General features: G+C 55.7%; 14 protein-coding genes. 10 read left to right on the top strand and 4 right to left on the bottom strand.

The annotated features are described in order from the left end of the window. Positions 1-96 precede the first annotated feature (96 nt). Together brnQ and proY are read left to right on the top strand one after the other, a co-directional pair. Positions 97-1,416: a branched-chain amino acid transport system II carrier protein gene (gene brnQ, locus NXS97_RS08300; protein ID WP_014593055.1), complete on the top strand. Its 1,320-nt coding sequence runs from the start codon at positions 97-99 to the stop codon at positions 1,414-1,416. Positions 1,417-1,486: 70 nt separating this feature from the next. Further along, on the top strand, positions 1,487-2,833 hold the full coding sequence (gene proY, locus NXS97_RS08295; RefSeq protein ID WP_013024849.1) for a proline-specific permease ProY: 1,347 nt from the start codon (positions 1,487-1,489) through the stop codon (positions 2,831-2,833). A 239-nt stretch (positions 2,834-3,072) separates the two neighbouring features. On the opposite strand, the gene NXS97_RS08290 is transcribed toward proY, so the two are convergent. The 3 genes from NXS97_RS08290 to NXS97_RS08280 all read right to left on the bottom strand — a co-directional run bounded on the left by NXS97_RS08290 (position 3,073) and on the right by NXS97_RS08280 (position 5,955). Then, the gene (locus NXS97_RS08290) at positions 3,073-4,341 is read right to left on the bottom strand and encodes a histidine-type phosphatase (protein ID WP_116219500.1); all 1,269 of its coding nucleotides are present in this window, start codon (positions 4,339-4,341) and stop codon (positions 3,073-3,075) included. Further along, a complete protein-coding gene (locus NXS97_RS08285; RefSeq protein ID WP_116219501.1) occupies positions 4,341-5,153 on the bottom strand; it encodes an inositol monophosphatase in 813 nt (270 codons plus the stop codon). Before NXS97_RS08285 ends, NXS97_RS08290 begins: the two co-directional genes overlap by 1 nt. Before the next feature lie 220 nt (positions 5,154-5,373). Continuing rightward, a complete protein-coding gene (locus tag NXS97_RS08280; RefSeq protein WP_116219502.1) occupies positions 5,374-5,955 on the bottom strand; it encodes an ACP phosphodiesterase in 582 nt (193 codons plus the stop codon). A gap of 101 nt (positions 5,956-6,056) precedes the next feature. Between NXS97_RS08280 and queA the strand changes: the two genes are divergently transcribed. Genes queA through secF form a run of 5 tightly spaced genes read left to right on the top strand, consistent with a single transcriptional unit; the run spans position 6,057 to position 11,504 of the window. After that, positions 6,057-7,127 carry a tRNA preQ1(34) S-adenosylmethionine ribosyltransferase-isomerase QueA gene (gene queA / locus NXS97_RS08275; RefSeq protein WP_014593059.1) on the top strand — a complete coding sequence of 357 codons (1,071 nt, stop codon included), beginning with the start codon at positions 6,057-6,059 and terminating at the stop codon, positions 7,125-7,127. A gap of 44 nt (positions 7,128-7,171) precedes the next feature. Beyond that, on the top strand, positions 7,172-8,320 hold the full coding sequence (gene tgt / locus NXS97_RS08270; protein ID WP_041455999.1) for a tRNA guanosine(34) transglycosylase Tgt: 1,149 nt from the start codon (positions 7,172-7,174) through the stop codon (positions 8,318-8,320). After that, positions 8,320-8,652: a preprotein translocase subunit YajC gene (gene yajC / locus NXS97_RS08265; protein ID WP_006117993.1), complete on the top strand. Its 333-nt coding sequence runs from the start codon at positions 8,320-8,322 to the stop codon at positions 8,650-8,652. The genes tgt and yajC overlap by 1 nt, the downstream gene beginning before the upstream one ends. Before the next feature lie 25 nt (positions 8,653-8,677). After that, positions 8,678-10,525 carry a protein translocase subunit SecD gene (secD, locus tag NXS97_RS08260; RefSeq protein ID WP_013024855.1) on the top strand — a complete coding sequence of 616 codons (1,848 nt, stop codon included), beginning with the start codon at positions 8,678-8,680 and terminating at the stop codon, positions 10,523-10,525. A 10-nt stretch (positions 10,526-10,535) separates the two neighbouring features. Continuing rightward, the gene (secF, locus tag NXS97_RS08255) at positions 10,536-11,504 is read left to right on the top strand and encodes a protein translocase subunit SecF (RefSeq protein ID WP_014606451.1); all 969 of its coding nucleotides are present in this window, start codon (positions 10,536-10,538) and stop codon (positions 11,502-11,504) included. Positions 11,505-11,559: 55 nt separating this feature from the next. Here the strand turns inward: secF and NXS97_RS08250 are convergent, their stop codons facing one another. Then, the gene (locus NXS97_RS08250; protein ID WP_013024857.1) at positions 11,560-12,117 is read right to left on the bottom strand and encodes a DUF3251 domain-containing protein; all 558 of its coding nucleotides are present in this window, start codon (positions 12,115-12,117) and stop codon (positions 11,560-11,562) included. Positions 12,118-12,645: 528 nt separating this feature from the next. Between NXS97_RS08250 and nrdR the strand changes: the two genes are divergently transcribed. The 3 genes from nrdR to ribE all read left to right on the top strand — a co-directional run bounded on the left by nrdR (position 12,646) and on the right by ribE (position 14,763). Then, on the top strand, positions 12,646-13,095 hold the full coding sequence (gene nrdR, locus NXS97_RS08245) for a transcriptional regulator NrdR (protein ID WP_006117986.1): 450 nt from the start codon (positions 12,646-12,648) through the stop codon (positions 13,093-13,095). 3 nt (positions 13,096-13,098) lie between these two features. Continuing rightward, positions 13,099-14,202, top strand: a complete 1,104-nt coding sequence (gene ribD, locus NXS97_RS08240; RefSeq protein WP_116219503.1) for a bifunctional diaminohydroxyphosphoribosylaminopyrimidine deaminase/5-amino-6-(5-phosphoribosylamino)uracil reductase RibD — start codon at positions 13,099-13,101, stop codon at positions 14,200-14,202. Positions 14,203-14,292: 90 nt separating this feature from the next. Next, positions 14,293-14,763, top strand: coding sequence for a 6,7-dimethyl-8-ribityllumazine synthase (gene ribE / locus NXS97_RS08235; protein WP_014593064.1), 471 nt, complete (start codon positions 14,293-14,295; stop codon positions 14,761-14,763). Positions 14,764-14,767: the final 4 nt, after the last annotated feature.

The raw sequence follows: 14,767 nt of genomic DNA, 5'->3' as shown, positions 1-14,767 counted from the left end.
GCATAATGCGCTGTCATCATCTGGTCGGTCGTTGTATTAACGCAGCGAGGGGGCAACGCAAACTTATCTTTCATCGCAACATCAGTGACAGGCCGTATGACACATCGTTTAACCGTTAAAGACATTCTCGCGCTGGGCTTCATGACGTTTGCCCTGTTTGTTGGTGCGGGTAACATCATCTTTCCTCCCATGGTGGGTATTCAGTCAGGCGAACATGTCTGGGTGGCCGCTATTGGTTTTCTGCTTACTGCAGTCGGTCTGCCCGTTATCACCGTGATCGCGCTTGCGCGCGTCGGCGGCGGGATTGATGCCCTGAGCACGCCCATCGGCAAAGTTGCGGGTGTGGTTCTGGCCACGGTCTGCTACCTGGCGGTAGGGCCGCTTTTTGCCACGCCGCGTACCGCCACGGTCTCGTTTGAGGTGGGCATTGCTCCGCTTACCGGCGATGGCGAGCTGCCGCTGTTTATCTACAGCCTGATTTATTTTGTGCTGGTGATGGTGATTTCCCTCTATCCGGGGAAATTGCTGGATACGGTCGGCCATTTTCTGGCACCGCTAAAAATTGCAGCCCTGACGCTGCTGGGCGTCGCGGCTCTGCTGTGGCCGGCGGGAGGAACGATTCCTGCGACGGCGGACTATCAGCGCGCCGCATTTTCCAGTGGTTTTGTTAACGGCTATCTCACTATGGATACGCTGGGCGCAATGGTCTTCGGCATTGTCATCGTCAACGCAGCACGTTCGCGCGGGATTGATAATGCGGCGCTGTTAACCCGTTACACGGTTTTAGCCGGGGTTATCGCCGGCATTGGTTTGACCCTGGTTTACCTTAGTCTGTTTAAACTGGGTGCAGGCAGTGGTGCATTAGTGGATCAGAATGCCAACGGTGCGGCAATTCTCCATGCTTACGTTCAGCAGACCTTTGGTGACATGGGCAGCTTCTTCCTTGCCGCCCTGATTTTTATTGCCTGTATGGTGACCGCGGTCGGCCTGACCTGTGCCTGCGCAGAGTTTTTCGCGCAGTATTTGCCCTTGTCTTACAAAACGCTGGTCTTTGTACTGGGCCTGTTCTCGATGGTGGTATCGAACCTGGGGCTGAGCCATCTGATTCAGATTTCGATTCCGGTGCTGACGGCTATTTATCCGCCTTGTATCGTGCTGGTCGTGCTGAGTTTTACGCTGAACTGGTGGAATAAAAGCAGCCGTATTATCGCGCCGACTATGCTGGTCAGCCTGCTCTTTGGTATCCTTGACGCCATCAAAACCACCGGGTTTACAGCAGCGTTACCCGCATTGAGTCAGCATCTGCCGTTAGCCGACCAGGGCCTTGCCTGGTTGCCGCCATCACTGGTGATGTTGCTGATTGTGGCGCTGGTTGATCGGTTAAAAGGGGCTGAACAGGTGTCGGTTCACTCGTAACGGCTAAGATCGATTCTTCTTTAACCACGGGCTTGCCCGTGGTTTTTTCATTTCACAGGTACAGGTTGTTATGCAAGAAACCAACAAGCTCAAACGCGGACTGAGCACGCGCCACATCCGTTTTATGGCGCTGGGATCGGCGATCGGCACCGGGCTGTTCTACGGCTCGGCGGACGCCATCAAAATGGCGGGCCCCAGCGTGCTGCTGGCCTATATTATTGGCGGTGCGGTGGCGTACATCATCATGCGCGCGCTGGGGGAGATGTCGGTCAATAACCCTCAGGCCAGCTCTTTTTCCCGCTATGCGCAGGATTATCTCGGGCCAATGGCGGGTTACATCACCGGCTGGACCTACTGCTTTGAAATTCTGATCGTGGCCATCGCCGATGTCACCGCGTTCGGGATCTATATGGGCGTCTGGTTTCCGGAGGTGCCGCACTGGATCTGGGTGCTGAGCGTGGTGCTGATCATCGGCGCGGTCAATCTGATGAGCGTGAAGGTGTTTGGTGAGGTGGAGTTCTGGTTCTCTTTCTTTAAGGTCGCGACCATTATTGTGATGATTCTGGCCGGGTTTGGCATGATCGTCTGGGGGATTGGCAACGGCGGCCAACCGACCGGTATCCATAACCTGTGGACCAATGGCGGCTTTTTTGCCCACGGTATCGTTGGGATGTTGCTGTCGCTGCAGATGGTGATGTTTGCCTACGGCGGTATTGAAATCATCGGTATTACGGCGGGTGAGGCCAAAGATCCGGCAACCTCTATCCCACGCGCTATCAACTCGGTTCCGATGCGTATCCTGGTGTTTTACGTGGGCACGCTGTTTGTCATCATGTCCATTTACCCGTGGAATCAGGTCGGCACTAACGGCAGCCCGTTTGTTCTGACGTTCCAGCATCTGGGCATTGCCGCCGCCGCGTCTATCCTGAATTTTGTTGTGCTGACCGCCTCGCTGTCGGCGATAAACAGCGATGTCTTCGGCGTGGGGCGTATGTTGCACGGCATGGCTCAGCAGGGCCATGCACCCAAAATGTTTATGAAGGTCTCTAAACGCGGTATTCCCTGGGTGACGGTGGTGGTGATGATGTTCGCCATGTTGATTGCGGTATATCTCAACTACCTGATGCCAGAAAAAGTCTTCCTGGTCATCGCCTCGCTGGCGACCTTTGCCACCGTTTGGGTCTGGATCATGATTCTGCTGTCGCAGATGGCGTTTCGACGCAAGATCGGCAAAGCGGCCGCCCGGACGTTAACCTTTGCCTTGCCCGGTGGAAGCTGGACGGCAGGCGCAGGCGTGGCGTTTTTATGTTTCATCATTGGGCTGATTGGCTATTTCCCGGATACCCGCGTTTCGCTGTATGTCGGGATGGTATGGATCGTGGTGCTGTTGCTGGGCTATAAGCTGGTGCGCAAATAACCCACGTTTGCTGTCCCGGTCCCGATATGTGCGGGGTTGGGACAGCCAATAATGACCGGCAACACAAAATAAAATCGGCGAAATGACTCGCCGAAACGGGACAGGGCAAGTGAAACAAACAGAGGGATGATTGACAAAATCATGCTAATGCAAAATGCATCCCCGTTAAATAAGTTGCCGTAAAATAAGACAAATGCCAGCGCGCGCATCAGCGTAAACGCCCGGCCTGTCTGGGTTCATTAGCCCGAAGGCGGCAAGATCATGCTGACCGGAGCCATCGCGTCGTTATCCAGGTGTTTACCCAACTGCGTCAGGGCAGCCTGCAACGGGCACAGCGTCCCAACTGCGGTGATTTGACATCCGGGCTGCCGCCACTCCTGACGTAAAAGCGGATGGCTGTCGTTCACGGGTTGTAACTGACGCAGGCCGTCCAGACTTTGTGCCTGAAAATAGAGGCGCAGGAAGCGCTGATGCGTCTTACTGTCGCGCCAGCGTTCCAGTACCAGACTGCTGCCAGGGGGGATATTGCCCCGCGTATAACCAGGCAGTTGCCATTCAAATCCCATTAAGCGGCGCACCATCGCAATGTTGGTGTCATGTGCCACCAGAAGCAGCCAGCGCACGTCAGGGTCGTTACCTTTAATGGCCTCAAGCATCTGGGACAGCAGCAGGGAACCGTGACGTTGTGCCATGTAGAGCACGTCATTGCTGAGATCATAATTAGTGGTGAGCAGAGGAAGCAGAGCGGTGATCTGCCGGGCAGAGGTGATGTGTCCCCATGCCAGTTTCGCGAAAGGGAGGTTCTCGCTGTAGCCCAAACGCAACGTCTCGACCATGGCGGCCATGGCGCTAAGGCCCTCAACATAGACGCTTCCGCTTTTCGTCTGTTTCAACGCCCACGGACGATCGAAAAAGGGGCAATCGCTGCCGGGCCGGCATACCGACTGTTTAAGCAGCGTGATCGCGGGCTGAAGCTGCTGCTGACGCTGCGCTAAATCCCCGGCCGCGTGACGTTTTGCCTCCCATTCACGTTGAGGATCTGTATGGGCAAAGGGCAGTTTCTCGGTTTGAAAGAGAGGATCGATGTCGCCGGCGACGGTATGAATCGCCACGCCACAGCCGGGAAACGCGCCATCCACCAACGCCTCGGCAGTTGCCCGCGTGCGCTGCAGCGGGCTGGCGCGGACATAGATCGCCTTCGCGTCAGGGCAACCTGCGTTAAGTAAACCCAACTGGCGATAGTGGTCGCCTTCCCAGCGGGCCTTATTGACGACCGCGCTGTAGCCATGGCCCGTCAGTTCGCCGTCCGCCGTGCTCCAGACGTACCACGGCTGCTGGCTTGCCGCTTCAATCTCTGTGCGGTTACCCGGCGTCGGCGGACGTACCCCGTGTCGGCTCAGCTCCACGACTTTCTCAAGTTGGTACTCGGGGGCGGCGTACAGCGGCCCCGCCAGGAGCCAAAAAGTGCAGAGCATAAACCAATGTCGGGGTAGGTAGGCAGACATCATCAATCCTCAATTTCGTGCGTGGCGAGCAGCGCTTTAATTTGCGGATAGATTACCGTATTCGCCAGCAAAACAGGATTGCCCTTTTTCAGTCCGTCGTTGCGCATATAATCGTTAGTCACCCCACCGGCCTCGCGCATCAATACGATGCCCGGCAGGCCGTCCCACGGATGCATATGCGCTTCATAATAGCCAATCAAGCGACCTGCAGCGGCCCAGGCACTGGTTAACGCGCCGGAGCCGATGCGAATAAACATCCCGCCTTGCCTGAGCAGGGCATCGATGAGCTGCGTCACGTGCTCTCCGGGAATCCGACTGGAATTACTGATTCCCAGCAGGCCCTCATTAAGCTGTTGGGCTTTATGCACCTCAAGTTGGGTATCGTTGAGCCAGGCACCACTGCCTTTGCGGGCATGAAACAGTTCGTGATGATTGGGATCGCAAATCACGCCCACGACGGGCTCACCGTCGCAAACAATTGCCAGCGATACGCACCAGTTATGCAACCCGTTCACAAAACAGGCGGTGCCATCGATGGGATCGATCACCCATACAATACGGGCACCCTGAGTGTCACCGCCGCTCTCTTCTCCCAGAACGGCATCATCAGGATAGCGCTCCGAAATCAGTGACTTAATTAATTCTTCAACGTTGCGGTCAGCGTCACTGACCACATCCTGAAGGTCCCTCTTATGTTCCACCACCAGTTTTTGACGCTGTTGATACCATGACCAGGCGCGGCTTGCGGCCGCACGGGCGATTTCGCAGGCGTAATGATAGCGCGCGTCAATCTCAGAATGCGAAGCGGATGACATGTTTCCCTCTTATGATTTTTAAAACATATCGGATAAAGGAAGCGCCTGAACAGGCGGTCTGACAGTGAGAGCATCGTGAATCATAGTTAAGCAAGACTTATTAAGCCGCAGACCGGAACCAATGGCAATACGGCCGTGCTACTGACTGCGCGCTTTTTCAGCGTTACAGGTTTGTGGTGCGATGAAATGCGCTCACAAACCTGACGCCGTCAGGGGAAGGTTACAACTGTTGATTGGCTGCCAGCTGCATCAGACGCGGATAAAACTGAAAAAAGCAGGCCTCAAACGCGGAGTAATGCGCCGTAAAATCGTGATAAGAGTCGCGCAGGGCGGCCAGCCTGGGGCGACGGCTCGCCATGCCATTCAGTACCCGTTCGAGACGTTCCGGGTCGGCGTAATGTTCGAACCAGCGTTCACGCCACATTACGGCATTGAGCGCTTTAAATTCGTCGGGTGTGGCAGCCAGCTGCGGAACAATTTCGCTTTCGGCGTGGGCCGAAAATTGTTTTAGCGAGTGCGCCTGATGGAAGCGATCCCAGTGACGCGCCAGAAAATGGTCCCAAACGACATCCAGCGTAATGGGCGCAACGCGGTAGGTTTCTGCCCGAAAAAGCTGGCGTGCCTCACGCACTTCCGGCAGGGCATCGGTCATGACATCAAGCCGGCGATGCATCAGAATGCCGTCGGCCACCGGTTTGGGCCAGTGTTGATGCGGCGCACCGCGAACAAAATCCGCCATCAGATTGCCGAGGAGTGAGCTGTCTGCAAGATGGGCTAAGTGAAGATGAGCAAGAAAATTCATGCGCTATTATAAGCGCAACTCGCTTTGCGCAGCCAGTTGTTCAGAATTGTTCGATTTTCCGCTAAACTGTGCCGCCTGTTTTTCTGAGTAAGAAGTCTTTCATGCGTGTCGCCGATTTTGCTTTTGAATTGCCCGAATCCCTTATCGCCCATTACCCTCAGGCGCAGCGTAGCGGTTGTCGCTTGCTGTCGCTGGACGGCCCGAGCGGGGCGCTGGCCCATGGCGTTTTTACCGATGTACTGGACAAGCTTCAGCCTGGCGATCTGCTGGTGTTTAACAACACGCGCGTGATCCCGGCCCGGGTGTTCGGGCGTAAAGCAAGCGGCGGCAAAATTGAAATGCTGGTAGAGCGCATGCTTGATGACAAGCGCGTGCTGGCACACGTTCGGGCGTCCAAAGCGCCGAAGCCAGGCGCAGAATTGCTGCTGGGCGACGATGAGAGCGTGAAAGCCACGATGGTCGCGCGTCACGATGCGCTGTTCGAGATTGCATTCGAAGACGATCGTGCCGTGCTGGACATTCTCAACAGCGTAGGCCATATGCCGCTGCCGCCGTACATTGACCGCCCGGATGAAGAAGCGGATCGCGAGCTTTACCAGACGGTCTACAGCGCGCGCCCTGGCGCCGTGGCGGCACCGACCGCCGGCCTGCACTTTGACGAACCCTTAATTCAGGCGCTAAAAGACAAAGGCGTTGAGATGGCTTTTGTCACCTTGCACGTTGGGGCAGGGACGTTCCAGCCGGTACGCGTAGAGACGATTGAAGAGCACCATATGCACGCCGAATATGCGGAAGTGCCGCAGGAGGTGGTGGATGCGGTGCTGGCCTGCAAAGCGCGCGGCAACAAGGTGGTGGCGGTAGGCACCACCTCGGTACGCTCGCTGGAAAGCGCAGCCAAAGCCAGTCAGGATGCGCTGATTGCGCCATTCTTTGATGACACCCAAATCTTTATCTATCCGGGCTATGAGTATCAGGTAATTGATGCGCTGATCACCAATTTCCACTTGCCCGAATCGACGTTGATCATGCTGGTCTCGGCCTTTGCCGGTTATCAGCACACGATGGCTGCTTATCGTGCGGCGGTGGCGGAAGAATACCGTTTCTTCAGCTACGGCGACGCGATGTTTATCAGCAAAAACCCCCAGGCGCCGCTGGAAAAAGTGGGCGCCTGATCTGTTTACTTTGAACATCGGACTGTTTCTCCGATGGAGGTCTTGTGAAATTTGAGCTTGATACCACAGACGGTCGCGCGCGTCGCGGTCGTCTGATTTTCGATCGTGGCGTGGTGGAAACCCCGGCCTTTATGCCCGTGGGCACCTATGGCACTGTGAAGGGCATGACGCCGGAAGAAGTGCAGGAAACCGGCGCGCAAATTATTTTGGGCAACACCTTCCACCTCTGGCTGCGTCCCGGCCAGGAAATCATGAAGCTGCACGGCGATTTGCATGATTTTATGCAGTGGAAAGGCCCTATTCTGACCGATTCCGGCGGCTTCCAGGTCTTCAGCCTGGGCGATATTCGTAAGATCACCGAAGCCGGCGTCCATTTCCGCAACCCGATCAACGGCGATTCTATCTTCCTCGATCCGGAAAAATCGATGGAGATCCAGTACGACCTGGGATCGGACATCGTGATGATCTTTGATGAGTGCACGCCGTACCCGGCGGACTGGGATTATGCCAGGCGCTCCATGGAGATGTCTCTGCGCTGGGCACAACGCAGTCGCGACCGTTTTGACAGCCTGGGTAACAAAAATGCGCTGTTTGGCATTATTCAGGGTTCGGTTTACGAAGATTTACGTGATGTCTCTGTGAAAGGTCTGGTAGAGATCGGCTTTGATGGGTACGCTGTGGGCGGCCTGGCGGTCGGTGAACCGAAAGAGGATATGCACCGTATTCTTGAGCATGTTTGCCCGCAGATCCCAGCGGATAAACCGCGTTACCTGATGGGCGTGGGTAAACCTGAGGATCTGGTTGAGGGCGTACGTCGCGGCGTGGATATGTTTGACTGCGTCATGCCAACGCGCAATGCGCGCAATGGCCACTTATTTGTGACCGATGGCGTGGTAAAAATTCGCAATGCCAAGCATAAAGATGATGTTTCGCCGCTGGATGCAGAGTGCGATTGTTACACCTGTCGCAATTACAGCCGCGCGTACTTGCATCATCTTGATCGCTGTAACGAAATACTGGGCGCGCGTCTCAACACGATTCATAACCTGCGCTACTACCAGCGTCTGATGGCGGGTTTACGCCAGGCTATCGAAGAGGGTAAATTAGAGCGCTTTGTTAGCGAGTTCTACCAACGGACGGGCAAAGCGGTTCCGCCTTTAACGTCTGATAATTCATCAATGAGGGAAATTTAATGAGCTTTTTCATTTCTGACGCTGTGGCTGCAGCAGGCGCACCGTCTCAGGGAAGTCCGTATTCTCTGGTGATCATGCTGGTCGTCTTCGGCCTGATCTTTTACTTCATGATCCTGCGCCCGCAGCAGAAGCGTGCAAAAGAGCATAAGAAGCTGATGGATTCTATCTCCAAAGGTGATGAAGTCCTGACGAATGGTGGCCTGGTGGGTCGCGTAACCAAAGTGGCAGAAACCGGCTACATTGCGATTGCGCTGAACGACACTACTGAAGTGGTTATTAAACGTGATTTCGTGGCTGCCGTCCTGCCGAAAGGTTCTATGAAGGCGCTGTAATTTTTACTTCCCTAAGGGAACTGCCGTGTTAAATCGTTATCCTTTGTGGAAGTACATAATGCTGGTCGTGGTGCTTGTCATTGGCCTGGTGTATGCACTTCCCAACCTTTATGGTGAGGATCCGGCTGTTCAGATCACTGGCGCGCGCGGAAGCGCCGCCAGTGAGCAAACGTTGGATCAAATTCAGAACGTATTAAAACAAGACAATATTCAAAGTAAGTCTGTTGCGCTGGAAAATGGCGCGATTACCGCGCGTTTTGCCAATACGGATGTGCAACTGCGTGCCCGCGAAGCGATCATGAAAGCGCTGGGCGAAAACTATGTGGTCGCGCTTAACCTTGCACCGGCCACGCCGCGCTGGCTGACGCTGCTGGCGGCACAGCCCATGAAGCTTGGCCTCGATCTGCGTGGTGGTGTGCACTTCCTGATGGAAGTGGATATGGACACTGCCCTGAGCAAACTGCAAGAGCAGAATGCTGACAGCCTGCGCAGCGACCTGCGCGAAAAGAATATCCCTTATACCAACGTCAACAAGATTGCTAACTACGGCGTGGAAATTCGTTTCCGTGACGCAGCCAGCCGCGATGCTGCGGTTAAGTGGCTATCCTCGCGTCATCAGGATCTCGTCATTAACAGCAGTGGCGATGATGCCCTGCGCGCCACCATGACCGATGCCCGCCTCAGCGAAGCACGTGAATATGCAGTTCAGCAGAACATTACTATCCTGCGTAACCGTGTAAACCAACTGGGTGTTGCAGAACCGCTGGTACAGCGTCAGGGTTCTGACCGCATCGTGGTTGAACTGCCAGGTATTCAGGACACCGCGCGCGCCAAAGAAATTTTAGGTGCGACGGCGACGCTGGAATTCCGTCTGGTTAACACCAGCGTGGATCCTACCGCCGCCGCCAGCGGCCGTGTACCGGGTGATTCTGAAGTGAAAGACATGCGTGATGGACGCCCTGTGGTGCTCTATAAACGCGTGATCCTGACCGGTGACCACATTACCGATTCCACATCCAGCATGGATGAGTACAACCAGCCTCAGGTGAACATTTCACTGGACGGCGCGGGCGGTAATATCATGTCTAACTTCACCAAGGACAACATCGGTAAGCCGATGGCGACCCTGTTTGTGGAGTACAAAGACAGCGGCAAGAAAGATGCTAACGGTCGTGCCATTCTGGTGAAACAGGAAGAGGTGATCAACGTCGCCAATATCCAGTCTCGCCTGGGTAACAGCTTCCGCATCACCGGTATCAGCAACCCGAACGAAGCACGTCAGCTGTCGCTCCTGCTGCGTGCCGGTGCGCTGATTGCGCCTATCCAGATTGTGGAAGAGCGGACTATTGGTCCAACGATGGGGCAGCAGAACATTACTCAGGGTCTGGAAGCCTGCCTGTGGGGCCTGGTCGCCTCTATCCTGTTTATGGTGCTGTACTACAAAAAGGTGGGCCTGATTGCCACCAGCGCACTGCTGGCAAACCTGGTACTGATTGTCGGTATCATGTCACTGCTGCCGGGCGCCACGCTGACGATGCCTGGCATTGCCGGTATCGTGCTGACGCTGGCGGTGGCGGTCGATGCCAACGTACTGATCAACGAGCGTATTAAAGAAGAACTGCGTAACGGGCGTAGCGTGCAGCAGGCAATTCATGAGGGCTACAAAGGCGCCTTCTCCAGTATTGTCGATGCTAACGTCACCACCCTGATCAAAGTGGTGATTCTGTATGCGATCGGTACGGGTTCCATTAAGGGCTTTGCGATTACAACGGCTATTGGTATTGCGACCTCAATGTTCACATCGATTGTCGGTACCCGCGCCATCATTAACCTGATGTACGGTGGCAAGCGCATCAAAAAGCTGTCTATCTGAGGAGTGCGTTGTGGCACAGGAATATAACATTGAGCAGTTAAACCATGGCCGTAAAGTCGTCGACTTTATGCGCTGGGATACGCTGGCATTTATCATTTCGGGACTGTTAATCATCATCTCGATTGCCATTGTTGGCGTACGTGGTTTTAACTGGGGTCTCGATTTCACCGGCGGTACGGTGATTGAGATCAACCTGGAAAAACCCGCTGACCTCGACACGATCCGTGCCGAGCTGGTCAAGGCGGGCTTTCAGGAGCCGCTGATCCAGAACTTTGGTAGCAGCCGCGACGTGATGGTGCGTATGCCGCCTGTCACGGGGCCTGCAGGCACAGAGTTAGGCAACAAAGTGGTCACGGTGATTAACCAGACCACCCAGCAAAACGCCACGGTAAAACGTATCGAGTTTGTTGGACCGAGCGTGGGTAGCGATCTGGCGCAGGCCGGAGCGTTGGCTCTGCTGTCGGCACTGATTGCGATCCTGATCTACATCGGTATTCGCTTTGAGTGGCGCCTGGCGCTGGGTACGGTGCTGGCGCTGGCGCACGACGTGATCATCACCTGTGGACTGCTGTCGCTGTTCCGGGTTGAAGTCGACCTCACCATCGTGGCCTCGCTGATGTCGGTTATCGGTTACTCGCTTAACGATAAAATCGTGGTTTCGGACCGTATTCGTGAGAACTTCCGCAAAATTCGTCGCGGCTCTTCTTACGACATTACCAACGTGTCCCTGACCCAGACGTTGAGCCGTACCTTAATCACCTCGCTGACGACGCTGGCGATGATCCTGATCCTGTTCATCTTTGGTGGTGCGCTGCTGAAAGGCTTCTCGCTGACCATGCTGATCGGTGTCACCATTGGTACGATTTCGTCGATCTACGTCTCTTCAGCGCTGGCGTTGAAGCTGGGCATGAAACGCGAACACATGCTGGTACAGAAAGTGGAGAAAGAGGGCGCAGATCAGCCTTCAATCCTGCCGTAATCGTTGCATGATAAAAAAGCCGCCAGTTCAGACAACTGGCGGCTTTTTTTTGTCTTTATGGTGTGGGTACAGCCGTTTTGGCCAGTACCTGATGAATCCGCACATAGCCAAGCTGGTCCGGCGTAATACCCCCCAGGCGCAACGGCACAATGACCGAACTGCGTGGCGTCAGCGAGGCGGGAATCCGGATGGTTTGCGTCAGACTGTCGGCCTCAAGCGGTTTACCGGTCGCGGGATCGAGCTGGCCCCAGACTACGGTAGCCTCCAGCCCCGGCAGCGGCGTATTATCCCGCGTCTGTAGGGTCAGGTTAGCGCGTGAGCCGTTGGCTTCTGCCTCAACACGCGATAAAGACAAGCGAAGCGTGCCGGCCTGGGTTTGTAATTCAACGGGCGTATTGGCCTGAGGTAATAACCAGGCACCCTGCTGCGAATGTCCGTTAAGCTGCCCCTGAATCTCCACCGCGCTTGCCTGGCTGGTAAGCCGCTGCATCTGCTGGTTTAACTGACTAACTTCCTGATGAAGTTGTTTAACCTGTGGCTGCCCGGCAGTTGTGCTGCAACCGCTCAACAGCATCAGTGAGAGGGCGGCGGGGGCCCAAACCATCCTGATCATTATTTATCCTTATCCGTTATAAAGAAATGGCCAGAAACTGTCCGGGTGAAGGTTATCCGGTGTGGCTTCTGTGTTTCATTAATATTCATGGCATGGCTCTGTCCGGTTTCGCCTGGGTAACCTGAAAGGGCCAACAGCACGTTATCTTCCAGGTTAGCGATGTCGTCAAGCCTGTCCTGAGCGGCCAGACGGCGGTTTGTTCGTTAACGGAATTGTCTGAACGGCAGGGGAGCCGAGTCAGCCTTCTCCCGTTGTCCCGCTCAGGCAAAGGCTGCTGCCGTAATGCGCTGAAGCTGTTACGGCCCGTTCACGTGTTCCTGCGTGTGTGCCGGTGTCTCTGGTGAGGGAGGCTGGCGGTGTGCTCACCACATCCCGCCTGCGGCTCTCTAAGCGTCGTGCTGTTTAACGTCGCTGGTCTGTTGCCCGCTCAGGCTGTGAAGCAGGCAGGGGAAAGCACGCGAATCGATTTTGTTGACCTGCAGTTCGCGCTACACTGTATAACCCATTTATCTCGTGTCAGGAAACGTCATGCATTGCCCATTCTGCTCCGCTGTAGACACTAAAGTGATTGATTCTCGTCTGGTTAGTGAGGGTTCGTCAGTGCGGCGCCGTCGTCAATGTCTGGTGTGCCATGAGCGTTTCACTACGTTTGAAGTGGCTGAACTGGTGATGCCGCGCGTGGTGAAAAGCAACGACGTGCGTGAGCCTTTCAATGAAGACAAGCTGGCCAGCGGCATGATGAAAGCGCTGGAGAAGCGTCCGGTCAGTGCGGATGCCGTTGAGAGTGCGGTAAGCCATATTAAAACCCAACTGCGGGCGACAGGAGAACGTGAAATCCCCAGCAAGCTGATTGGCAACCTGGTGATGGACGAGCTGAAGAAGCTCGATAAGGTAGCCTATATCCGCTTTGCTTCTGTTTACCGCAGCTTTGAGGACGTGCGTGATTTTGGCGAAGAGATTGCCAGATTACAGGATTAAATCATGACCGATGAACGCTATATGGCGCGCGCGCTGGAGTTGGCGCGCCGCGGCCGTTTTACCACCACACCCAATCCCAATGTAGGCTGCGTCATTGTGCGTGACGGTCAGATTGTTGGGGAAGGCTGGCATCAGCGCGCCGGGGAACCGCATGCGGAAGTGCACGCGTTACGTATGGCGGGGGACCGCGCACGTGGCGCAACCGCCTATGTGACGCTGGAACCCTGCAGTCACCACGGGCGCACGCCGCCCTGTTGTGATGCATTAATTGCCGCAGGTGTAACCCGCGTGGTGGCGGCCATGCAGGATCCCAATCCGCAGGTAGCCGGACGGGGATTACACCGCCTGCATCAGGCGGGCATTGAGGTCAGCCACGGGCTGATGATGCAGGAAGCGGAAGCCCTGAACCGTGGTTTTCTGAAACGCATGCGTACCGGCTTTCCCTGGATACAGTTAAAACTGGGTGCCTCGCTGGACGGCCGCACCGCCATGGCAAGTGGGGAAAGCCAGTGGATCACCTCGCCGGCGGCCCGGCGCGACGTGCAGCGGCTGCGCGCCCAGAGTTCCGCCATCCTCAGCAGCAGTGCAACCGTACTGGCGGATAATCCCTCGTTAACGGTGCGCTGGTCAGAACTGGACAGCGAAAGTCAGCGCCAGGTGGATGAAGCCGAGCTGCGTCAGCCGGTGAGAGTGATCGTCGATAGCCAGAATCGCGTAACGCCGGACCACAAACTTATTGAACAATTAGGCGAAACCTGGCTGATGCGCCAGCAGGTCGACGATCGGCACTGGCCGGAAACGGTGACGCAGATTCCTGTTCCACTGCGCGACAGCCAGCTGGATTTAGTGGCGCTGATGATGGTGCTGGGCCAGCGGCAGATTAACAGCGTCTGGGTGGAAGCCGGCGCGACGCTCGCCGGCGCGCTCATTCAGGCCGGGCTGGTGGATGAGCTGATTGTGTATGTTGCGCCGAAATTACTGGGCAATGACGCGCGTGGCCTGTGCCAGCTTGCGGGGTTAACGCAGTTGGCCGATGCGCCGGTCTTTGCCTTTCGCGATATCCGTCAGGTCGGCGATGATGTGCGCCTGACGCTGACACCGCAATAACGGAGGCGGAAAAGCGAGAGCACGCCGCCAAAGAGTATGTTAGAATCCGCCCCCCTGCGCGGGGCCAAACAAACCCCTGAAAGGATATGTATGAAAGTTATCGAAGCTGCCGTTGCAACGCCTGAGGCAAACATTGCCATCGTTATCGCGCGTTTTAACAACTTTATCAATGACAGCCTGTTAGACGGCGCGGTTGATGCCCTGAAGCGCATTGGCCAGGTCAGCGATGACAATATCACCGTCGTCTGGGTTCCAGGCGCTTATGAACTGCCGCTGGCAGCCCGTGCGCTGACCAAAACCGGCAAGTACGACGCCGTGATCGCGCTGGGTACCGTAATTCGTGGTGGCACTGCTCACTTCGAATATGTCGCAGGTGAAGCCAGCTCCGGTATTGCCAGCGTTGCCATGGACAGTGATATTCCGGTGGCATTTGGAGTACTGACGACTGAAAATATCGAGCAGGCCATTGAGCGTGCTGGAACGAAAGCGGGTAATAAAGGTGCCGAAGCGGCCCTGACCGCGCTTGAAATGATCAACGTATTGAAAGCCATTAAAGCCTGATTTT

This window comes from Pantoea sp. B623 (genome assembly GCF_024814475.1).
Lineage (GTDB): Bacteria > Pseudomonadota > Gammaproteobacteria > Enterobacterales > Enterobacteriaceae > Pantoea > Pantoea ananatis.
This window is presented reverse-complemented; position numbering and strand designations above follow the sequence as displayed.